The organism is Puerhibacterium puerhi (assembly GCF_009846865.1).
Classification (GTDB): domain Bacteria; phylum Actinomycetota; class Actinomycetes; order Actinomycetales; family Cellulomonadaceae; genus Puerhibacterium; species Puerhibacterium puerhi.
On record NZ_WUWN01000003.1, the window covers coordinates 121,371 to 142,263 of the forward strand.

18 protein-coding genes are annotated in these 20,893 nt (G+C 75.7%); 9 read left to right on the plus strand and 9 right to left on the minus strand.

The features are described 5' to 3' along the window. Position 1 precedes the first annotated feature (1 nt). Both GSF02_RS03240 and GSF02_RS03245 read right to left on the minus strand, forming a co-directional pair. Positions 2-1,045 (minus strand): ABC transporter permease, encoded by a 1,044-nt coding sequence (locus GSF02_RS03240; protein ID WP_159792684.1) that lies wholly within the window; start codon positions 1,043-1,045, stop codon positions 2-4. Positions 1,046-1,053: 8 nt separating this feature from the next. Next, entirely contained in the window at positions 1,054-2,700 is a 1,647-nt protein-coding gene (locus GSF02_RS03245; RefSeq protein WP_159792686.1) for an ABC transporter substrate-binding protein, read from the minus strand. A 293-nt stretch (positions 2,701-2,993) separates the two neighbouring features. Here GSF02_RS03245 and GSF02_RS03250 point away from each other — a divergent pair, with 293 nt between their 5' ends. Beyond that, positions 2,994-5,795 (plus strand): lysylphosphatidylglycerol synthase transmembrane domain-containing protein, encoded by a 2,802-nt coding sequence (locus GSF02_RS03250; protein WP_201308764.1) that lies wholly within the window; start codon positions 2,994-2,996, stop codon positions 5,793-5,795. A gap of 69 nt (positions 5,796-5,864) precedes the next feature. On the opposite strand, the gene GSF02_RS03255 is transcribed toward GSF02_RS03250, so the two are convergent. Further along, positions 5,865-6,326: a helicase associated domain-containing protein gene (locus GSF02_RS03255; protein WP_159792688.1), complete on the minus strand. Its 462-nt coding sequence runs from the start codon at positions 6,324-6,326 to the stop codon at positions 5,865-5,867. Between the two features lie 242 nt (positions 6,327-6,568). On the opposite strand from GSF02_RS03255, the gene GSF02_RS03260 reads away from it, so the two are divergent. Further along, entirely contained in the window at positions 6,569-8,188 is a 1,620-nt protein-coding gene (locus GSF02_RS03260) for a helix-turn-helix transcriptional regulator (protein ID WP_159792690.1), read from the plus strand. 59 nt (positions 8,189-8,247) lie between these two features. Here the strand turns inward: GSF02_RS03260 and GSF02_RS03265 are convergent, their stop codons facing one another. Then, positions 8,248-8,649: a four-helix bundle copper-binding protein gene (locus tag GSF02_RS03265; protein ID WP_159792692.1), complete on the minus strand. Its 402-nt coding sequence runs from the start codon at positions 8,647-8,649 to the stop codon at positions 8,248-8,250. A 156-nt stretch (positions 8,650-8,805) separates the two neighbouring features. Between GSF02_RS03265 and GSF02_RS03270 the strand changes: the two genes are divergently transcribed. Then, positions 8,806-9,192 (plus strand): VOC family protein, encoded by a 387-nt coding sequence (locus GSF02_RS03270; protein WP_159792694.1) that lies wholly within the window; start codon positions 8,806-8,808, stop codon positions 9,190-9,192. 174 nt (positions 9,193-9,366) lie between these two features. On the opposite strand, the gene GSF02_RS03275 is transcribed toward GSF02_RS03270, so the two are convergent. The 3 genes from GSF02_RS03275 to GSF02_RS03285 all read right to left on the minus strand — a co-directional run bounded on the left by GSF02_RS03275 (position 9,367) and on the right by GSF02_RS03285 (position 11,091). After that, positions 9,367-9,648: an HU family DNA-binding protein gene (locus GSF02_RS03275; protein ID WP_159792696.1), complete on the minus strand. Its 282-nt coding sequence runs from the start codon at positions 9,646-9,648 to the stop codon at positions 9,367-9,369. A 217-nt stretch (positions 9,649-9,865) separates the two neighbouring features. Beyond that, complete coding sequence (locus GSF02_RS03280; protein ID WP_159792698.1) at positions 9,866-10,549, minus strand: copper resistance CopC family protein; 684 nt, start codon at positions 10,547-10,549, stop codon at positions 9,866-9,868. A 26-nt stretch (positions 10,550-10,575) separates the two neighbouring features. After that, a complete protein-coding gene (locus GSF02_RS03285) occupies positions 10,576-11,091 on the minus strand; it encodes a MarR family winged helix-turn-helix transcriptional regulator (protein WP_159792700.1) in 516 nt (171 codons plus the stop codon). Between the two features lie 98 nt (positions 11,092-11,189). Here GSF02_RS03285 and GSF02_RS03290 point away from each other — a divergent pair, with 98 nt between their 5' ends. The 5 genes from GSF02_RS03290 to GSF02_RS03310 all read left to right on the plus strand — a co-directional run bounded on the left by GSF02_RS03290 (position 11,190) and on the right by GSF02_RS03310 (position 16,760). Beyond that, on the plus strand, positions 11,190-11,765 hold the full coding sequence (locus GSF02_RS03290; protein ID WP_159792702.1) for an NADPH-dependent F420 reductase: 576 nt from the start codon (positions 11,190-11,192) through the stop codon (positions 11,763-11,765). Between the two features lie 174 nt (positions 11,766-11,939). Next, entirely contained in the window at positions 11,940-13,991 is a 2,052-nt protein-coding gene (locus GSF02_RS03295) for an NAD(+) synthase (protein ID WP_159792704.1), read from the plus strand. A 283-nt stretch (positions 13,992-14,274) separates the two neighbouring features. Continuing rightward, positions 14,275-15,663, plus strand: coding sequence for a sensor histidine kinase (locus GSF02_RS03300; protein WP_159792706.1), 1,389 nt, complete (start codon positions 14,275-14,277; stop codon positions 15,661-15,663). Next, the gene (locus GSF02_RS03305) at positions 15,660-16,325 is read left to right on the plus strand and encodes a response regulator (RefSeq protein ID WP_159792708.1); all 666 of its coding nucleotides are present in this window, start codon (positions 15,660-15,662) and stop codon (positions 16,323-16,325) included. Before GSF02_RS03300 ends, GSF02_RS03305 begins: the two co-directional genes overlap by 4 nt. A 132-nt stretch (positions 16,326-16,457) precedes the next feature. After that, complete coding sequence (locus GSF02_RS03310; RefSeq protein ID WP_159792710.1) at positions 16,458-16,760, plus strand: SHOCT domain-containing protein; 303 nt, start codon at positions 16,458-16,460, stop codon at positions 16,758-16,760. Positions 16,761-16,842: 82 nt separating this feature from the next. On the opposite strand, the gene GSF02_RS03315 is transcribed toward GSF02_RS03310, so the two are convergent. Together GSF02_RS03315 and GSF02_RS03320 are read right to left on the minus strand one after the other, a co-directional pair. Beyond that, positions 16,843-18,972, minus strand: a complete 2,130-nt coding sequence (locus GSF02_RS03315) for a penicillin-binding transpeptidase domain-containing protein (protein WP_235915331.1) — start codon at positions 18,970-18,972, stop codon at positions 16,843-16,845. A gap of 198 nt (positions 18,973-19,170) precedes the next feature. Beyond that, positions 19,171-19,875, minus strand: coding sequence for a hypothetical protein (locus GSF02_RS03320; protein ID WP_235915332.1), 705 nt, complete (start codon positions 19,873-19,875; stop codon positions 19,171-19,173). Between the two features lie 577 nt (positions 19,876-20,452). Here GSF02_RS03320 and GSF02_RS03325 point away from each other — a divergent pair. After that, positions 20,453-20,776: a hypothetical protein gene (locus GSF02_RS03325; RefSeq protein WP_159792712.1), complete on the plus strand. Its 324-nt coding sequence runs from the start codon at positions 20,453-20,455 to the stop codon at positions 20,774-20,776. Positions 20,777-20,893: the final 117 nt, after the last annotated feature.

The following is a 20,893-nucleotide window of genomic DNA, read 5'->3' on the forward strand; positions in this document are numbered from 1 at the left end:
GTCAGTACCTCACCCTCGGGTCGACGAGGGCGGCGATGACGTCCACGAGGAAGTTCGTCACCGCCACGACGACGGCCATCAGCACGACGATGCCCTGCACGGCCACGAAGTCGCGGGCCTGCAGGTACTCCGACAGCTGGAAGCCGAGGCCGCGCCACTCGAACGTGGTCTCGGTGAGCACCGCGCCCACCAGCAGCATCGCCACCTGCATGCCCACCACCGTGATGATCGGGATGAGCGCCGGGCGCCAGGCGTGCGCCCGCACGAGCCGCGACTCGCGCACGCCGCGCGAGCGGGCGGCGTCGACGTACTCCGTGCCGAGCGTGCCGATCATGTTGGTGCGCACGAGGCGCAGGAAGACGCCGGCGGTGAGCAGGCCGAGCGCGATCGCCGGCAGCGCCGCGTGCCGCAGCACGTCGCCGACCACCTCGGGGTCGCCCGTCGCGATGGCGTCGACCAGCATGAAGCCGGAGCCGGCGTCCGCCTTGGCCATCTCGATCTCGCCGGACGTCGACACGCGCCCCGCGACGGGGAACCAGCCGAGGCCGACGGAGAAGACCAGCTTGAGCAGCAGGCCGGCGAAGAACACGGGCGTCGCGTAGGCGAGGATCGCCAGCACCCGCAGGACGGCGTCGGGCCACCGGTCGCGGAACGACGCGGCGAGCATGCCCAGCGGGATGCCCACCACGAGGGCGACGACGACGGCGTACACCGTCAGCTCGAGGGTGGCCGCACCGTACTGCGTGAGGATCTCGGTGACCGGCCGGTTGTCGCTGAGCGTGGTCCCGAAGTCGCCGCGGAAGATGCCGGTGAGGTACTCCCAGTACTGCACGACCAGGGGCCGGTCGTAGCCGGCCTCGTGGATGCGCTCGGCGAGCTGGTCGGGGGTGAGGCGGCCGCCGAGGGCCGCCGTGATCGGGTCACCGGTGGCGCGCATGAGCACGAACACCGTGGTGACGAGGATGAACACCGTGGGGATGATCAGCAGGAGGCGCACCAGGACGTACCGTCCCAGTGCGCCTCCCGCCGTACCGCGCGAAGCCACGACCGGTGTCAGCCCCGCGACAGCGCGCCGTAGCGGAACTTGAACGACGCGTCCAGCGTGTCCTCGGCGCCCTCGATGTCGGACGCCACGACCGCCACCTGCGCACCCTGCAGGTACGGCACCGTGGACAGGTCCGCGGCCACCGCCTCCTGGATCTGGCCGATGAGCGCGGCGCGCTCCGCCGCGTCGGCCGTCACCGCCTGCTGCAGGATCAGGTCGTTCACCTCGGCGTTGTCGTAGTGGTTGCCGAGGAAGTTCTCCTTGAGGAAGAACGGCGTCAGGTAGTTGTCGGCGTCGGAGTAGTCCGGGAACCAGCCGAGCTGGTAGGCCGGGTAGACGTCGGACGTGCGGTCCTTCGAGTACTGCACCCACTCGGTGGTCTGCAGGTTCACCGTGAACAGGCCGTCGGCCTCGAGCTGGTCCTTGATCAGGGCGTACTCGTCGCCCGACGACGGGCCGTAGTGGTCGTTCGAGTACTGCAGGCTGAGCTCGACAGGCGTCGTGACGCCGGCGGCCTCGAGCACCTCCTTGGCCTTGGCGGCGTCGGGCGCGCCCTGGCCGTCGCCGTACATCTCCTTGAGGGGCTCGGTGGCGCCGGTCAGGCCCGCCGGGACGAAGGAGTACAGCGGCGTGTAGGTGCCCTTGTAGACCTGCTCCGCGATCGCGTCGCGGTCGAGCAGGTGCGCCACGGCCTGGCGGACGGCGAGCGCCTTGTCCGCGTCGGCGTCGGGCTGCGCGGCACCGTACGGCTGCGTGTCGAAGTTGAACGTGATGTAGCGGATCTCCCCGCCCGGGCCCTCGACGACCTTGACGCCGTCGTCGCCGCGCAGGTCCTCGACGTCGGTCGCGGACAGCGAGCGGAACGCCACGTCGACGCCGCCCTCCTGGACCTCGAGCTTGAGGTTCGACGAGTCGGCGAAGTACCGGACGTTGACCTCCGGCGTCTTCGCGGCGCCGAGCACGCCCTGGTAGCCGTCGTACGCCTCGTAGGTGATGAGGGAGTTCACCTCGTAGCTGGTGATGACGTACTGGCCGGCGAACGCCTCGCCGTCGACGATCTCCTGGTCGGGCGTGAGCGCGTCCGCCGCGAAGACCTCCTCGTCGACGATCGGGCCGGCGGGCGAGGACAGGATCTGCGGGAAGACCTGGTCGTTCTCGCTCTTGAGGTGGAAGACGACGGTGGTGTCGTCGACGGCCTCGGTCGACTCGAGGTTGTACAGCAGCGACGACGGCCCGTTCTCGTCCGCGATGGCGAGCTGCCGGTCGAACGTGAACTTCACGTCCGAGGAGGTCAGGTCGTGCCCGTTGGCCCACTTCAGGCCCGGCTTGAGCTTGACCGTGTACTCGGTGGGCGAGGTGAACTCGGCCGACTCGGCGATGTCCGGCTGGACGTCCGGGCTGCCGTACGGCGTGTTCATCAGGAACGGGTACACCTGGTTCATCACGGCGAACGACCCGTTGTCGTACGAGCCGGCCGGGTCGAGCGAGGTGATCTTGTCGGTCGTGCCGACGGTGATCGCCTCACCGCCGCCCTCGTTCGCGCCGGCCTCGTCGTCGCTGCCTCCGCCACCGCAGGCGGTCAGCGCCAGGGTGATCGCCGTCATGCCTGCCGCGGCGGCGGTCAGTCGCCGTCCGGACACCCGGATCGAGCTCATCTCGTGGTTCCCCTCTCTGGGGCGTGTGCGCGTTCTCCCGCGGCCCGACGTCGGGCCGCCGCGCGCGGCCACGGGGCCGCGGCGCGGGGAGGTTTCTAGCACACCCGTGTGTCACCCCCGTCACACATCCGTGTCACACCGGACAGCTGTGACCGCATCGTGACCACAACGTGACCGTGAGGCCCTCAGGGCCCGGCAGGACCGTCCGGCAGCTACCGGCGCTGCCGGATCGTGACCGGCACGACGCGTGCCGCCCCGGCGCTCGCGGGCGCCGCCGACCTAGACTCGACGGCATGTCCGACGACAGCGCGGCGGGTACGTCGCCTGCCCGGGCGCAGCGGCCTCCGGTCGTCGAGGTCGGGTCGTTCGTCGGCCCCGACGGCGCGCTGCGGCGCGCCCCGGCCACCGCTGCGAGCACGCACGATGCCCGCTCCGACGCCGCCCCGGCGACGGGGCGGGACGCGGGCGACCCCATCGGCGCCCCGTCCGGCCCCGCCGACTCCCGCCCTGCCGCCCCCGCGTCCGGGCCCGCCGCGGCACCGCAGCGTGGCGGCGGCGGGTCGCACCCGTCGACGACGGCGCTGCAGGCAGTGCTCTTCGGCGACGGCGCCCTCCCGGGCACCGAGCCCGACCTGGTCCGCGTCGTGGACACCCCGGAGCGCCGGGTACGCCACCCCAGCGACGTGCTCGGCGTGATCGTCTCGGCGGTCGGCGTCGCGCTCGTGCTCGTGCTGTCCGTCGTCGCGCACGGGACCACCGAGGGCGTCACGCAGGACGTGCAGGGCTTCGCCGGCCTGCTCGCGTCGCTGCTGTTCTTCCCCGTCAACGTGCTCGAGGGCATCGTGACGATCATCGTCCCGGTGGCGGTGCTCCTCGAGCTGCTCGCGCGGCGGCTGATGCGCCAGATGGTCGAGTCGATCGCCGCCGCCGCGCTGGGCCTGGCCCTGGGCCTGCTGGCGCTGTTCCTCGTCACCCAGGTCGGCAGCCCCGAGCTGGTCCGCAGCATGTCGGTGTGGTCGTCGGGCCTGTGGCAGGTGACCATCCCCGCCTACATCAGCGCGATCGCCGCGCTGCTGACGGTCGCCGGCCCGCGCACGCGGCGCCGCACCGTGCGCTGGTCGTGGAACATCGTCACGGTCGCGGTGCTCGTCGTGCTCATCACCGGCCAGGTCTCCCTGCCCGGTGTCCTGGTGACGCTGCTGCTCGGCCGCCTGGCCGGGCAGGCCGTGCAGTACCTGTCCGGCGTGCGCAGCGAGCGCGCCTACGGCCCCGAGCTGGTGCAGGCGGTGCAGCGCGCCGGCTTCCGCCCGGTGGCGCTCGTGCGGGTGCGCGACCTGGGCGAGGAGGTGCCCGACGGCGGTCCTCGGGACGGCGAGGCCGTCGCGCGCTCGTCGGACCCGGCCGCCGCCGCCCTGACCCGTACCGGGGACAACCGCGTCTACGCGATGCTCGACGAGGAGGGTGTGCGCCGCGACGTCGTCGTGCTCGACGGCGACCGGCAGGTGTTCGGCGCGCTGGCCCGCGTCTGGCGGGTCGTGCGCATGCGCGGGTTCGAGAGCCGCGCGGCGATGTCGCTCAAGGCGGTCGCGGAGCACACCGCCCTGCTGAGCCACGCCGCCGCCGCGGCGGGCGTGCGCACCCCGCGGCTGCTCGGCGTCGGCATGGCCGCCGACTCGGTGGCGCTGGTGCAGGAGCACGCGCGCGGCGCGGTGGCGCTGCGCGACCTGCCGGACGCCGCCTTCGCCGGCGAGCGCGGGGACGCCCTGCTCGCCGCGGCCTGGGACCAGCTGCGCCGGGCCCACGCCGTCGGCATCACCCACCACATGCTCACGCCGGACACCGTGCTCGTGCACGACGACGACGCGGGCCGTCCGCACGTGTGGCTGACCGGCTGGGAGCTGGGCGAGATCGCCTCCTCGGCGCTGTCGCGGCGCCTGGACCTCACGCAGATGCTGGCGCTGCTGGCGCTGCGCGTGGGCGCCGAGCGGGCGGTCGCCTCGGCGGTCGCCGCGCTGCCCGACGAGGACATCGCCGCGATCGGCCCGCTGCTGCAGACCATCGCCCTGCCGCCGGACACCCGCGTGGCGGTGCGGCGCGTCAAGGGGCTGGTCAACGACCTGCGCACCGCCCTGGTGGAGCGGCTGCCGGAGGCCGACGTGCAGCCCGTGCGGCTGACGCGCTTCGGCGCTCGCACGATCATCACGGCCACGCTGACCGTCGTCGCCGTCGCCGTCATCGTCACCACGATCAACTTCCAGGAGATCCGCGCTGCGTTCGCCGAGGCCAACCCGTGGTGGGTCGCCGCAGCGTTCGTGCTCGCCACGGCCACGTGGTTCGGGTCGGCGCTGACCCTGGTGGCGTTCTCCCCCGGCCGCATCCCGGTCTGGCGGGCGACGCTCGTGCAGATGGCGGGCTCCTTCGTGTCGCTGGCCGCGCCGGCCGGGATCGGCCCGGCGGCGCTCAACCTGCGCATGCTGACCCGCCGGCAGATCACGACGCCGATGGCCGTCGCCACGGTGGGGCTGGTGCAGGTGTCGCAGTTCGTCGTCACCGTGCTGCTGCTCGTGGTGCTGTCGCTGACCACCGGGTCGGGCAGCCTCGTGTCCCTGCCGTCGACCACGGTGCTCATCGCCATCGCGCTGGTCGCCGTCGTGGTCGTCGCGCTGCTGCTCGTGCCCGCGATCCGGCGCTGGGCGTGGGAGAAGACGCGCCCCACGATCGAGCAGGTGTGGCCGCGGCTGTCCCAGGTGCTCGGCCAGCCCGTGCGGCTCGCCCTGGGCCTCGGCGGCAACGTGATCATGACGCTCGGCTACGTGCTGGCGTTCGACGCGGCGCTCGAGGCGTTCGGCCGCGACCTCGGCATCGTCGACGTGGCGGTCATCTACCTCGTGGGCAACACCCTCGGCGCGCTCGTCCCGACGCCCGGCGGCATCGGCGGCGTGGAGGGCGCGCTCACCGCGGGCCTCACCGCCGCCGGCGTCCCCGCCGCGATCGCGCTGTCTGTGACGATGCTCTACCGCGTCGTCTCCTACTGGGGCCGGGTGCCCGTGGGCTGGGCGGCGATGCGGTACCTCGAGAAGAAGGGCGACCTCTAGCGCGGGTCCCCCGGCGGCGCGGCGGCGTCCCGGCGGGGACGCCGCGGCGTCCGGGCGGGGACGCCGCGCTCAGTCCTCCTCGCGGTCCGCGACGGTGCCGTCCCAGCCCGGCAGGAGCCGGTCGAGCGCCGCGTGCCGCTCGGTGCTCCAGCGGCCCGGCCGGTCCGGGTCGGCGGCCGCCGCCCGCTGGTCGTGCAGCCATCGCCCCAGGCGCGCGGTCTCGGGGTCGGCGGCGCGCTTGGACGGCCACGCCCCGGTCGCCGCGCGGTACGCCGCGACGGCGCGCGCGTTGAGGTTCCAGCGCATCATGTGCGGGTCGCGCCACCCGGGCAGGGCGTCGTCGAGCCGGCGCACCTGGTCCTCGGTCAGCGCCCGGCCGGCGAAGCTCCCGGTCCACCGCTTGCGCTGGCGCGCGAACCACCAGGCGAGGGCGCGCTCGGCGTCGGCGCCCGCGCTGGACGACGGCAGGCGGCCGCGCTCGGCGACGAACCGCACGAGCGCCTCCAGGCTGTCCGTCCAGGCGTCGGGCACGGAGCGCATGGTGGTCGAGCCTCCGGGGGCGTCGAGTGAGGGAGCCGGGCCGGCACGCCGGCGCGGGGCCTCGCACGGGGAGGCCACCCCGCTCCGGGCGCGCGCTTGCCGGTTGCCGGAGGAGAGCACATCGGGAAAACCGCCGGCAGGCCCGCCCAGCGGCGGAAATTCATCAACGCTTCATCCACCCGGGCGGGTGCTTCGGCCCATTTGTCCCTGGGGACGCTTGGCAGGATCCAAGGGTGACCCATCCGGTGACGGACGGCGGCGACCAGGCGGTGCGCGCCGCGCTCACGTCGGGCGGCCTCACGGCCGTGGAGGAGCTCTTCGACGAGCTCTGGTTCGACCTGCCCGACCGGTTCGCGCGGGAGGTCGTCGCCGCCACGCGTACGGTCGGCCCCGACGAGCTCGACCGGCGTCCCCGGCTGCTCCAGGCGGTGTTCCTGTCCGAGTACCGCCTCGGCTACGGGGCCGGCGATCCGGAGCTGCGCAAGGTCGTGCAGTTCTACCGGGACCAGGGCCGCCGGTACAGCCTGCGGCTGTCGTCGGTGCGCAGCGCTGACCTGCTCACCGCCGGGACCATGGCCGTGATCTCGGCCCGGCTGCAGGGCGACCTCGAGGCCTCCGAGCGCATCGGGTCCTGGGTGGACAAGCAGCTGACGCTCGGCGGCGGCCGCCGGATCGTGCCCGTCGGCAGGACGGAGGTCCCCGCCCGGCCCGGGTGGCTCGCGACCGAGCGGGGCCTCACCGCCACCCTGGCCGGCCGGCTCGACCACGCCGTCCAGCTCTACCAGCAGGCCCGCGCGCAGGCCGGCCGCCCGCCCCGCGCCCACTACGCGGGGGCCAACGCCGTCGCGAACCTGGCCCTGCTCGCCGCGTACCGGGGCCACCTCGACCTGGCGAACCGGTGGCTGGACGAGCTCGACGGCCTCGGGGCGGTCCCGGCGTGGACCGAGCACCTCACCACCGTGGGCGCGAAGATCGCCCGCGCCCTGGTGGCCGTCGAGGAGCTGGACCAGGCCGCCGCCGAGGCGTACCTGGCGCAGGCGGGCAGCGCGACGCAGAGCGTCGAGCTGTGGCCGTTCCTGGCCTACGCGCACGCCCTGCGCGACGCGGTGTGGGGCGACCCGCACTCGGGCCTCGCCCGGCTCGACGAGGCGCGCTTCAGCCACGGCGCCGAGGGCGCCGACGTCCCGGCGATGACCGGCGAGCTGCTCGCGCGCGCCGAGGGCGTCCTGCTGGCCCGGGCCCAGGCGGTCAGCCGGCTCGTCCACCTGCGCGACGAGCGGCACCACGAGGACACGCTGGGATTCTGCGCCGCCTGGGCCTACCTGCGGGCGGGCCAGCACCACAAGGCGGTCCAGGCGGCGGTGCAGGGACTCCAGGCCGGCCCGCGCCGGGTCTCGGACGTCGTCGGGCTCCACGCCACGCTGGCGGTCGCGCACCTGCGCCTGGGCCGGACCGACCGCGCGGCGACGGCGTTCACCTCGGCCGTCCACGCGCGGTCGGGCCCTCGCCACCTGCTGCCCTTCATCGGCCTCGACCCCGCGGACCTGCGCCGGCTGTCGGCGGCGGCCGGGCTCGAGATCGACCTCCCGCTGCCGGTCTGGCGCTCGGCGACGGGCGCGGCCGACGTCGCCGCGGCCCCCGTCCGGCTCACCCCCCGTGAGCACGCCGTGCTGGCGGGCCTCAGCGACGGCAGCACCGCGGCGAAGGTCGCCGCGTCCCTCGGCGTCGCCCCCACCACGGTGCGCACGCAGATCCGCAGCATCTACAAGAAGCTCGGGGCGTCCTCCCGCCAGGAGGCGCTGGCGCGCGCCCACGACCTGGGGCTCGTGCCCTCCCGGCCGATCGGTCGCTGACGGCCGCGCCGGCCCGTCGGCGCTCGCCGCCGCGGGCCCGTCGGGCCGCGGCCCCCGGCTCAGCCGATGCTGTCGAGGAGCGCGACGCACGCCTCCTCGCAGGCCCGGCAGGCCTGCGCGCACACCTTGCAGTGCTCGTGCATCTCGGCGTGCGAGGCGCACTCGTCGCCGCACGCGCGGCAGACCTGGACGCAGGCGCCCAGCACCGCGCGCGTGACGCTCGCGTCGTAGGCGGTGTGGCGGGACAGCACCCGGGCCGTGGTGTCGCAGACGTCCGCGCAGTCGAGGTCCGTGCGGACGCACCTGCGCAGGTCGGCCACCATGTCCTCGCTCAGGCAGGCGTCGGCGCACGCGGTGCACGCCTGCGCGCACGCCACGAGGGCGTCGACGGCGTGCGCGAGCAGGTCGCGGTCGAGGCCGATCTCGCCGGGGTGGGCGTCGATCATCGCGCTGGTGTGCATGGCTGCTCCTGGGCTCGACCGGGTCACCCTCCCGACCGCCGCGGCAGCGGCCCGGCGCGGGCGTCGTCCTCTCGACGCTAACGACGCCGTGCGGCGCCCGCACGCGCGGCGGCCGCAGAAGTCGTGACCGCCCGGCACCCCGTCTAACGTGGGGGAATGTTCCTGGGGTCGCAGGTGAACCTGTATGCGGACGACGTCGAGCGGGTCGTCCACTTCTACGCCAAGCTCGGCTTCGTGGAGACCTACCGGCACGGCCCGGAGGGCTCGCCGCGGCACGTGGAGGTCAAGGGCCCGGGGCTCGTGCTGGGGATCGCGTCCCCGCAGGCGGCCCTGGAGGAGCACGGGCTCGACGTCTCCCAGGACGGCGCCGCCATGGAGATCGTGCTGTGGTGCGAGGACCTGGACGTCGCCTACGCCGCCGCGCTCGACGCCGGCGCCGTCGTGCTGCGCGAGCCGCACGTGTTCCAGGACGGGCGGCTGCGGGTGGCGTGGGTCGCCGACCCGGCCGGCAACCCGCTGGAGCTGGTGCAGCAGCTGCGCTGACCGCCGTCGGCCACCGGCTCCGTCGCCACCGCGGCCCGGCCGCCGGTCCGTTCCCGGAGCGCGACCCGGGCGCCGGTCCGTTCCCGAACCGCGGCCGCCCGCGGACGCCGAGAGGCCCGCCCCGCACGACGCGGGACGGGCCTCTCGCTCTCGCTGACCGGGGTCAGCGCGAGGTTACTGGGCGACGGCCTTCTTCAGCAGCGAGCCGGCCGAGACCTTGACGCCGTAGCCGGCGGGGATCTGGATCTCCTCGCCCGTGCGCGGGTTGCGGCCCGTGCGGGCGGCGCGCTCGACGCGCTCGACCGCGAGCAGACCGGTGACCTTGACGGCCTCGCCCTTGCCGAGGGACTCGATCAGCACCTCCTGGAACGCGTTGAGGGCGTTCTCCGCGTCCGCCTTGGTGAGGCCGGACTTGGCAGCGATCGCCGAGACGAGCTCGGACTTGTTGAGCGACATGCGGATCCCTTCTCCAGTTCACGCCGCACGGCGGGTGCCGTGGAGCGTCACGTTCAGCGCCTTCCACGGCCCGAGGGCGGGAAGTCGAGGGACACACTAGGGAATCGGCGCGGATTTCCGCGACTCTGCGCCCCTGTGTCTGCCGTTGTGTCGTGCCGGTTCCGCGTCGATCCTGTGGACGGACCACCCCGCGGGCCCCCGGCGCCCGGTGACACCCTCAGCGCTCGGCGGGCCCGTCCTCGCGCCGCGCGGCCTGGCTGATCGCGGCCCTGCGGCGGGCCGCCGTCACCGCCGCCGTCCCGCCGGCGACCAGGAGGGCCAGCAGGCCGAGCACCGCCCACGGCCCGGTCACGCCGCCGCCCTCGTGGCCGGCGTGGGTGCCCGCGGCCGGGGCCGCCGCGGCCGACGAGGTCGCCGACGGCGTCGGCGCGGCGGCGGACGACGCGGCGGCGGACGGCGAGGCGGCGGACGGCGACGGCGAGGCCGCGCCGTCGAGCGTGAAGCCGAGCGCGCCCTCGATCGGGTGCCCGTCGGAGGACACGACGCGCCAGGCGACCGTGTACGCGCCCGCCGGGAGGTCGGCCGGGAGCGCTGCGACGACCTGCGTGCCCGCGACCTCCGGCGCACCCGCGTCGACCGGGGCGCCGGACGCGTCGGTGACCACCACCTGCGTCCCCGTGGGGATCACCTCGCCGCTGAACTCCAGCGTGACGGCGGCCGGTGGCGCACCCAGCACCGCGCCGTCCGCGGGGTCGGAGGAGACGAGACTGTCGTGCGCACCGGCCGGGGCGGCGGCCAGCGCGCCGCCGACCAGCGCGGCGAGCACGACGAGGAGCGGACGCAGGAGCGCGACGGGCGCAGGGCGGCGCCGCGCGACGGCGTCGAGAACGGCGACGGGCATGGCCTCGACCCTAGGGCGCGGCGCGGTCAGTCGCGCTCGACGGGCCGGCCGGTGCGCACGTCCGCCGTGCGCACGGCGATGAGCCCGTCGGGGTCGAGCTTCTCGAGCAGCGCGTCGGCGATGGCGGTGAGCTGGCCGACCTGCTGCGGGGTGAGCGCGTCGAAGACGTGCCGGCGCACGTTCTCCACGTGCGCCGGCGCCGCCTCCTGGATGGTGGCCCAGCCGCGGTCGGTGAGGTAGGCGTTGGTGGCCCGCGCGTCCTCCGGGCAGGGGCGGCGCTCCACCAGCCCCCGCTCCTCCATGCGGCGCACCACGTGGGACAGGCGGGGCAGCGTCGCGTTGGTGCGGGCGGCCAGCTCGCTCATGCGCAGCACCATCCCCGGCGCCTCGGACAGCCGGGCCATCACGAAGTACTCGTAGTTGGTCAGGCGCGAGTCGCGACGCAGCTGGCTGTCGAGCACGCCGGGCAGCAGCTCGACGACCGCCACCAGCCGGGTCCAGGCCTTGAGCTCGTCGTCGTTCAGCCACCGCACGTCGTCCATGCCCGCATTCTCGCACATTGGTTGACGCAACAACTTATGCGGGCTACGGTGCCCGTGTTGGTTGTAGGGACAACTTTCATCGATCCGAGGAGGGCCGCATGGCCACCGTCAGCATCATCGGTACCGGGAACATGGGCACCGCCATCGCCGGGATCGCCCGCAAGGCCGGCGCCACCGTCGAGGTCATCGCCCACGCCGACGCCGACAAGCCGGTCACCGGCGACGTCGTCGTGCTCGCGGTCCCGTTCCCCGCGCTGGCCGAGATCGCCGCGCAGCGCGGCGAGCAGCTCGCCGGCAAGGTCGTGGTCGACATCACCAACCCGGTGGACTTCGCCACCTTCGACGGGCTGACCGTGCCCGCCGACAGCTCCGCCGCCGCGCAGCTGCAGTCCGCCCTGCCGCAGGCCCGCGTGGTCAAGGCGTTCAACACCAGCTTCGCCGCCACCCTCGCCTCCGGCACCGTGGGCGAGCAGACCACCACGGTGCTCGTGGCGGGCGACGACGACGCCGCGAAGGCGCAGGTCGTGGACCTCGTCAAGGGCGGCGGGCTGCGTGCCCTGGACGCCGGCGGCCTGAAGCGCGCCCGGGAGCTCGAGGCCGTCGGGTTCCTGCAGATGGTGCTGGCCGCGCGCGAGCAGATCGGCTGGACGGGCGGCTTCGCCGTCCAGGCCTGACCCGGCACGGGGGCCGACGCCCCGCCGACCCAGCCCGCCCGCCCGCCGGCCCAGCCCGCCCCGCCCGTCGGCCCCGGTCGACCCCGGTCGGCCCCGGTCGGCCCCGGTCGGCCCCGGTGGGGCGCACGGGCGGGCGTCGGGGCACGTCGCAGCCACCTGCGGCAGACTCGGGGCATGCCGGTCAGCAAGGACTTCTACTCCGCCTACGCCCAGGGCTACGCCCGGGTGGCGGCCGTCACCGTGCCGGTGCGCGCCGCCGACCCCGCCGCCAACGCCGCGACGATCCTCGAGCAGGCGCGCGCCTGCCACGACGAGGCGGTCGCCGTCGCCGTCTTCCCCGAGCTCGGGCTGTCCGGCTACTCCAGCGACGACCTGTTCCTGCAGGACGTGCTGCTCGACGGCGTGCTGGAGGCCCTGGCCGAGATCGTCGAGGCGAGCGCCGACCTGCTGCCCGTGCTGGTCGTCGGCGCCCCGCTCGAGGTCGGCTCCCGCGTGCTCAACTGCGCCGTCGTCGTGCACGGCGGCCGCATCCTCGGCGTCGCCCCGAAGTCCTACGTGCCCACCTACCGCGAGTTCTACGAGCGGCGCTGGTTCGCCCCCGGCGACGACCGCCGCGGCCAGACGATCGAGCTGCTCGGCCAGCCGGTGCCGTTCGGGCCGGACCTGATCTTCGCCGCGTCCGACGTCGCCGGCCTGCGCGTGCACGTCGAGGTGTGCGAGGACCTGTGGGTGCCCGTGCCGCCGTCGGCCGAGGCGGCGCTGGCCGGGGCGACCGTGCTGGTCAACCTCTCGGGCTCGCCCATCACCGTGGGCCGGGCCGAGGACCGCCGGCTGCTGGTGCGCTCGCAGAGCGCCCGCTGCCTGGCCGCGTACGTGTACGCCGCCGCCGGCCAGGGCGAGAGCTCCACGGACCTGTCCTGGGACGGGCAGACGATGATCTACGAGCGCGGCGAGCTGCTCGCCGAGACCGACCGGTTCCCGGACGGCCCGCGCCGCGCCGTCGCCGACGTCGACCTGGACCACCTGCGCCAGGAGCGGCTGCACCAGGGCACGTTCGACGACAACCGCCGCACGCTGGCCGACCGCACCGGCGCCTTCCGCACCGTGGAGTTCGAGCTGCGCCCGCCGGCCGGCGACGTGGGCCTGCGCCGGCGCGTGGATCGCTTCCCGTTCGTGCCGGACGACCCCGAGCGCCTGGCCCTGGACTGCTACGAGGCGTACAACATCCAGGTCTCCGGCCTGGAGCAGCGCATGACGTCGATCGGCAGCCCGAAGATCGTCATCGGCGTCTCGGGCGGCCTCGACTCGACGCACGCGCTGATCGTGGCCGCCAAGGCGATGGACCGGCTGGGCCGGCCGCGCACCGACATCCTGGCCTACACGATGCCGGGCTTCGCCACCGGCACCGAGACGAAGGACCGCGCCTGGCGCCTGGGCCGCTCCCTCGGCGTGACGTTCGAGGAGCTCGACATCCGGCCCGCCGCCACGCAGATGCTCACGGACATGGGCCACCCCTTCGGGCGGGGCGAGAAGGTCTACGACGTCACCTTCGAGAACGTCCAGGCGGGCCTCCGCACCGACTACCTGTTCCGGCTGGCCAACCACCACGGCGGCATCGTGCTGGGCACCGGCGACCTGTCCGAGCTCGCGCTCGGCTGGGCCACCTACGGCGTCGGCGACCAGATGTCGCACTACGCGGTCAACACCGGCGTGCCCAAGACGCTGATCCAGCACCTCATCCGTTGGGTCATCGAGTCGGGGCAGTTCGAGGCCGAGACCAACACGGTGCTCGACGAGATCCTCGGTCAGGAGATCTCCCCCGAGCTCGTGCCCGCCGACGACGACGGCAAGCTGCAGTCCACCGAGTCGAAGATCGGCCCGTACGCGCTGCAGGACTTCACGCTGTTCTACGTGCTGCGCCACGGGTACGCGCCGAGCAAGATCGCCTTCCTCGCCTGGCACGCCTGGCGCCACGCGGCCGCCGGCGAGTGGCCGCCCGGGTTCCGCGGCGAGCACGCCGAGTACGACCTGGCGACGATCCGCCGGTGGATGCAGCTGTTCTTCCGCCGGTTCTTCGCCAACCAGTTCAAGCGGTCGGCGATCCCGAACGGCCCCAAGGTGGCCGGCGGCGGCACGCTGTCCCCGCGCGGCGACTGGCGCATGCCGTCGGACGCGTCGTCGGCGGCGTGGCTGGCCGAGCTGGAGGCGAACGTCCCGGAGGCCTGACGGACCCGGGGCGCGGCCGGCCCGCGTCCCGCCCGCGCCCGTGCCGCCGCCCCTGCCGGCGTTGCGGGTCCCTGGGACGACGGCGACCAGCACCGCAGGCGGACGCGCCCGCGCACGCCCCCCCTGCGGGGGGTGGGGGCCCGTGGGCGGCCGCCACAGGGGGCCCTGTCTCGGACGCCCAGGGACCCGCAACGGCGGTCGGGCGGCGGGTGGTACCCCGGGACGACGGCGACCAGCACCGCAGGCGGACGCGCCCGCGCACGTCCCCGCGTAGCGTCGGAGCGTGCTGTCGCTGCCCGGCCCCGCCGCGGGACCCGCCGAGCCCGTCCCGCCGGCGCCCGGCCCGCCGCCCGGCCCGCTGGACCGACGCCGCCCGCGCGTCTTCCTCGCGGTCGCCGTCGCGCTCGTCAGCGTGGTCGGCACGCTCGGCGCCGCCTACGGCCCCGGACGGTGGGGCGGCTGGGGCCCGCGGCACGCCCCGTCCGACGCCGTGGCGGGGACGGCCGGCGTGCTGGCGGCGCGCCCGCTCGACGCCGGGGCGTTCCTGCTGGTCCTCGTCGCGCCGGCGGCGATGGTGGTGCTGCTGCCCCGCTGGCAGCGCACCGCGACGGTGGTGACGGTCGCGGCGACCGGCGCCTACCTGCTGGTGGGCTACCCGTGGGGACCGGTGATCGCCGGCGCCACGGTGCTGCTGGCCGCCGTCGTGCTGTCCGGGCCCGCCCACGCCGCGCGCCGGACGGCGTGGGCGGGGGGCGCCCTCCTGGCGGGTGCGGTGTGGAGCGCGGCCGCGCTGCGCGGCGACTCCCCCGCGCCGGGCGGGCTCGCCGGCGGGGCGGCCTGGGCCGCGGTCGCGCTGCTGGTGGTCAGCGCCCTGCGCGACCGGCTCACCCGGGCGGCCGAGGCGCGCGCCGCCGCCGCCCGCAGCCTCGCCGAGCGCCAGCGCACCGCCGTCGCCGCCGAGCGCCTGCGCATCGCCCGCGAGATGCACGACGTGCTGGCGCACTCGCTGTCCGCGATCACCGTGCAGGCCGGGGTGGGGCTGCACCTGCTCGACCGCGACCCCGCCCAGGCCCGCACCGCGCTGACGAACATCCGCGACACCAGCCGCCAGGCGCTGGACGAGGTCCGGCTCGTGCTCGGCGTGGTGCGCGCCGGCGGGGAGGACGCGGCAGACGGCGCCGGCCCCGCCGACGCCGCCGCGTCGCTCGCGCCCACGTGGACGCTCGCCGCCCTCCCCCGCCTCGTCGAGCTGGCCGGCACGCAGACCCGCGCGGCACGGCTGGTGGTCGACCCCGCGGCGCGCGACCTGCCCGAGCACCTGGCCGGCGTGGTCTACCGCGTCGTGCAGGAGTCGCTGACCAACGTGCGCCGGCACGCGCCGGCGGCCACGCGCGTCGACGTCGCGGTCGCCGTCGCGGGCGGCCGCCTCGTGGTCACCGTGGACGACGACGGCGGTGCGACCGCGCCGCCGGGCGCCGCGGGCTACGGCCTGCTCGGCATGCGCGAGCGGGTCGAGGGCGTGGGCGGCGTGCTGGACGCCGGCCCGACGGCGGCCGGCTGGCGCACGCGTGCGACGCTGCCGTGGCCCGGGGCGGGCGGGACCCCGCCCGGCACCCCGCCCGGCCCGCCGACGCCCCGCCCGCCAGCACCCGACCCCGAGGAGGCCCCGTGATCGACGTGCTGCTCGCCGACGACCAGGCGCTGGTGCGCGGCGGCTTCCGCGCCCTGCTCGACGCCGAGGACGACGTGCGCGTGGTCGGCGAGGCCGCCACCGGGGACGACGCCGTCGCCCTCGCGCTGCAGCACCTGCCCGACGTCATGCTCATGGACGTGCGCATGCCCGGCACCGACGGCCTGGAGGCCACCCGCCGCATCGTCGCCGACCCGCGCGCGGCGGGCGTGCACATCGTCGTGGTGACCACCTTCGAGCTCGACGAGTACGTGGCCGAGGCGATCCGGGCGGGCGCGTCCGGGTTCCTCGTCAAGGACACCGAGCCGGCCGACCTGGTGCGCGCCGTGCGGGTCGCCGCCCGCGGCGACGCGCTGCTGTCCCCCACCGTGACCCGTCGGCTGCTGGCCCGCGTCGCCCTCGCGACGCGCGACGTCGCCGCGCCCGCCGCCCTGGCCGACCTCACGCCGCGCGAGCGGGAGGTGCTGGTCGAGGTGGCGCGCGGGCTGTCGAACGACGAGATCGCCCGGGCGCTCTACCTGTCGGAGTCCACGGTCAAGACGCACGTGTCCCGGGTGCTCACCAAGCTCGACGCCCGCGACCGCGCCCAGCTCGTGGTGGTGGCGTACGAGGCGGGGCTCGTGCGGCCCGGCTGGGCCCGCTGACCCCGGCACGCGGCGCGGCTCGGACGGCACCGCGGGACCACGGCGGTCGGTACGCGGGGCCGACGACGTGCCGACCGCCGCCGACCAGGGTGGGTGGTGCGGCCGACGGTCGGCCGCACCGAGGAGGTCGTCATGCTCACCACCGACGTCGCCACGCTCGTGGCGCACCCCGGCTGGTACGCCGCCCAGGGCGGCGGGCCCGGCTGGTGGATCGTCTTCCCGATCCTGTGGTTCCTGCTGTTCGCGACGGTGGTCTTCCTGATCGCGCGCCGCGCCCGCCGCGGCTGGGCCGCGTGGGGCCCGAACGGCCCGCACCGGGGGTCGGGGCCCGACCCCGTCGCCATCCTGGGCGAGCGGTACGCCCGCGGCGAGATCGACGAGGCCGAGTACCGCACGCGGCTCGCGGTGCTGCGGCCGGAGCCGCCGCAGCGCTGAGCCGCGAGGTGCGGGGCCGGCGCCTGCGGCTGCGCCTGCGCCTGCGCCGAAGGGCGTCAGGGTCGGCGCGGCGGCCGCGGGGTCAGGAGCCGGTGAGGAATGCGTGCATCAACGGGCCCGACGTCGTCGACCCGCGCTCGCCGGTCTCGACGAACACCGCGACTGCCAGGTCGCCGGCGATCGCGATCATCCAGGTGTGCTGCTGCGCGCCGTCGGCCCCGTACTGGGCGGTGCCGGTCTTGGCGCCCACGATGTCGGGCACGTCCTGCAGCGCGCTCGCGCTGCCGTCCGTGACGACGGCGTGCATGAGGTCCCGCAGCGTCGCGGCCTCCTCCTCGGTGAGCTTCGACTCCGGGGCCGGGCTGGCGGAGGCCGACGCCGGCGCGTCCGGGTCCGCGGACGCGTCCGCCGACGCGCCCGCCGAGGCGGCCGCGGGCGCCGCCGACGCGCCCGCGTCGGGCGCCTCGCCGGACTCCTCGCCCTCCGCACCGCCGGCCGCCACGGGCTGGACCAGCACCGGCTCGACGCGGTGCCCGGCGGCCACGCTCGCGGCGACCGTGGCCATCGTCAGCGGCGAGACCTCGATCCGGTCCTGGCCGATGAGGCTCGCCGCGTGCTGGGTCGGGTCCGCGTCGGTGGGCACGTTGCCGAAGAACGCCGGCGCGCCGAGCGCCGACTCCACGCCGAGGCCGAGGTCCGCGGCGGCGTCGTGCAGCTCCTGCTGCGAGACGCGCTCGTGCTGGCCGATCATCGCCGTGTTGCACGAGTGCGCGAACGCGGTGCGGAAGGGCACCTCGCCCGTGGCCGACGCGGGGTACTCGGGCACGTTGGCGAACCGGCGCCCGCCCACGGTGATGGTCTCCGGGCAGGTCACGGTGGTGTCGGGGGCGATGCCCGCCCGGCCGAACGCCAACGCGTCGACCACCTTGAAGGTGGAGCCGGGCGCGTACTTGCCCAGCATGGCGGTGTTGTAGCCCTCGCTGCCCGGGCCCGAGGCCGCGGCCAGCACCTCGCCCGTCGACGGCCGGACCGCGACGATGGCGCTCGCCGGCTCCTGGTCGGCCAGCACCTGCTCGGCGCGCTGCTGCAGGCCGACGTCGAGCGTGGTCTGCAGCGGCGTCCCCGCCTGGGCCTCCTGCCGGTACAGCTCGCGCGGCTCGCCGCCCTCGGACTGCGCGGTGACGACGACGCCGGGCGTGCCGGCGAGCTGCTCGTCGTACTGCCGCTGCAGGCCGGACAGCCCGGTGACGTCCCCGGCCACGACGCGGCCGCCGGACTCCTCGACGATCTCCGCGGTCGCCTCCCCGGCGCGCCCGAGCACCGGCCGGGCGAACGTGGAGGTCGGCGCCAGCTCCATGGTGTCCTCGACGGCCAGGACGCCCGGGATGGCGGTGGCGGCCGCGACGTCGACCACCGGCGCCTCCCGGCGCACCGTGATCGCCTCGACGAACGCCTTCTCCCCCGCGCCGGCGACCTTCTCGGCGTACGCGGCCGGGTCCATGGGCGTGCCGCCGGCGGAGACCAGCTCCGCGAGCGCCGTGGCCGACGACGCCCACGCGTCCGACCCGACGCGCGTCTTGTCGATGCCCAGGCGCCACACGTCGCGCGCGGTGACGATCGGCTGGCCGGCGCCGTCCAGGATGTCCGCCCGGTCGGCCTGCACGCGGCTCACCGTGAGCCGCTCTCCGCCCTCGAGCTCGGGCGCGAGGATCGCCGGCGTCCACGCCACCGACCAGTCACCCTGCTCGTCGGACCCCTCCGCGCCCTCCTCGTAGGTCATCTCGGCGCTCGTGAGGTAGGTCCACTCGGCGTCGCCGCCCAGGTCCCACGTCCACGCGAGCGTGGCGGTGGCCCGCTTGCCGGCGTCGTCGCCGTCGTCGTCCACCGACACCTTCTCCAGCTCGACGCCCGCCTCCTCGCTGCCGGACGCCTCGAGCAGCGGCGCGAGCACCTCGGTCAGCTGCGTCTGCGGGTCCGACGACGTCTCCGTGGTGAGCTCGACGCCGCTGAGGTCGCCGGCCCGCAGCGCCCCGACGAGCTCGTCGGCGGCGTCCTGCGCCGGTGGCACGTCGGGCGTGCAGGCGGCCAGCGGCAGCGCGAGCGCGGGGACGACCAGCAGCGCGAGGCGGCGGCGGGCGCGGGGCAGCACCCGGGAGGTCACCGACGGGGCACGACGCCCCGGGGATCGGGTGGCACGGGTCACAGTGGGCACGGCCGGGAGGCTATCGGAGGCCGCCGACGGCGTGGGGCAGGCCGCGCGGTCCTCTCCGCGGCGTCCACAGGGCTTTCACCCGACGCCACGTCGCCCGCGCGCCGCCTCCTCGCGGTGGACGCGCCGGTGCCGCGCCACCCGGGGGGCGACGCGGCACCGGCGGTGCCGTCAGCGCGGAGCTGCTCGGCGACGCGAGGCTCAGGCGCTGGCCAGGGGTACGGCCTTGACCACCGGCTCCCAGCGGCCACGGTCCAGCGGCGGGGCGTCCTCGTCGATGCGCCCGGCCCAGACACGAGCGTCCGCGATCGTGGCCTCCAGCAGCTCGCGCAGCCGGTCGTCGCAGTCGGGGACGAAGGCCTCGGCGATGCCCTGCACGGCCGTGGACACCACCGACGGGGCGGCGTCGCGCACGAACCGCTTGGGCTTCACGTGCGTGCCCTCGCAGAACTTCTGCGCCCACTCCGCCGTGCGGGGCACGGTCGCGAGCGCCGCGACGGACTCCGGGGCGAGCGTGCCCAGCGGGCGTCCCTCCAGCACGTCGAGCATGCGCTCCGACCCGTAGATGGCCACGGCGAGCGTCTGCTGGCGGTCGGCCGGCGCCACGGGCAGGGCGGTCTGCGCGGCGCGCAGGGCGATGCGCACGTCCCAGCGCGGGTCGTCGCTGGCGAGCCCGATGACCGACGGGATCAGCGGCGCCAGGCGCGGGCGCTTCTCGTCGCTGGTCAGGTCGTTCACCGCACGCGCGAGCATGGCCAGCAGCGGGTGCGTGCACTGCGGGTGGTCGCTCCAGCGTTCGCCTGCGAGATACGACGCCAGCTCCATGAAGCAGGCGCCTTTCTTCGGGTTCCGGTGCTTGCCGCGTCCCAGCATCGGCAGGACGTCGAGCGTGTCGTCTCCAGCCACGGTCCACCCCCGGTTCGGGTTCGGCTCTGCACTTCGTCGGCAGCTACTCCAGTGTGCGCGCGGTGTGACGCACGCCGCAACGGATAAGCGGCGCCCGGGGGCCGCCCACGGCTACCCGTGGCGGGTGAACTCTCGCCGGCCGGCGACGGGCGGGTCGTCGCGGGGTCCACCCCCGTGCCGCGTCCGCGCGGGTGCGGGCCGGAGGTCGACGAAGGGCGACTGTTCGGTGATTCGTTGGCTGATCGGCGATCCGGATCGCCGATCAGCCAGCGAATCACCGAACGGACCGGAGGCCTCGCGCGGGGCCGGCCGCGGACGGCGCCGCACGGCGCTGCCCACGGCACTGGGCCGCCGCGCCCCCGGCACCGGGACGCCGCGCCCCCGCCACTGAGGCGCCGCGCCCCCGGCCCTGAGGCGCCGCGCCCCCGCTCTGAGGTGCCCGGTGGCCGTCTGAGGTGGGCCGACGCCCCAGGAACGGTCGATCGCCCGATGCCGCCACCCGGTGCCTTACCGCGAGCGTGGAGCGCATCGAGGGATGCACGAGGCGCCGACGCGGCGCGAGGACGAGGGAGCGGTCATGACGAGCAGCACGTGGGACCCGAGCACCGACGCCGAGGTGGCGTACCGGGCCGAGCAGGCGCAGCGGGCGTACGCCGGCGGAGCGCGAGGCGGGCGCCGCGAGAGCTGGGTGCGCGCCGCCGCGCGCCAGTGGTGGGACCTGTGGGTGCGGGGCACGGCGTGGGTCGGCGAGGGCGTCTCCCGCGTCGGCGACACGCTCGACGGCGTCACCGCCCAGCACGACGGCTCGTGGGACGAGTACGTGGCGCGACGTGCCGCGGAGATCGAGCGTGGCCTGGACGGGGCGCGGCCCGAGGACGCCCGCCGCGCGACCGGCCGATGAGCGCGGGGGTGCCGGTGCACGGCACGCGGGCGGCCGGCGGCCCGACCGCCGCCACCGACGCGGCGCCGTCGGCACCCCCGCGAAAGACGGCGACGCGCGTGGGTGGCGGGTGGGACG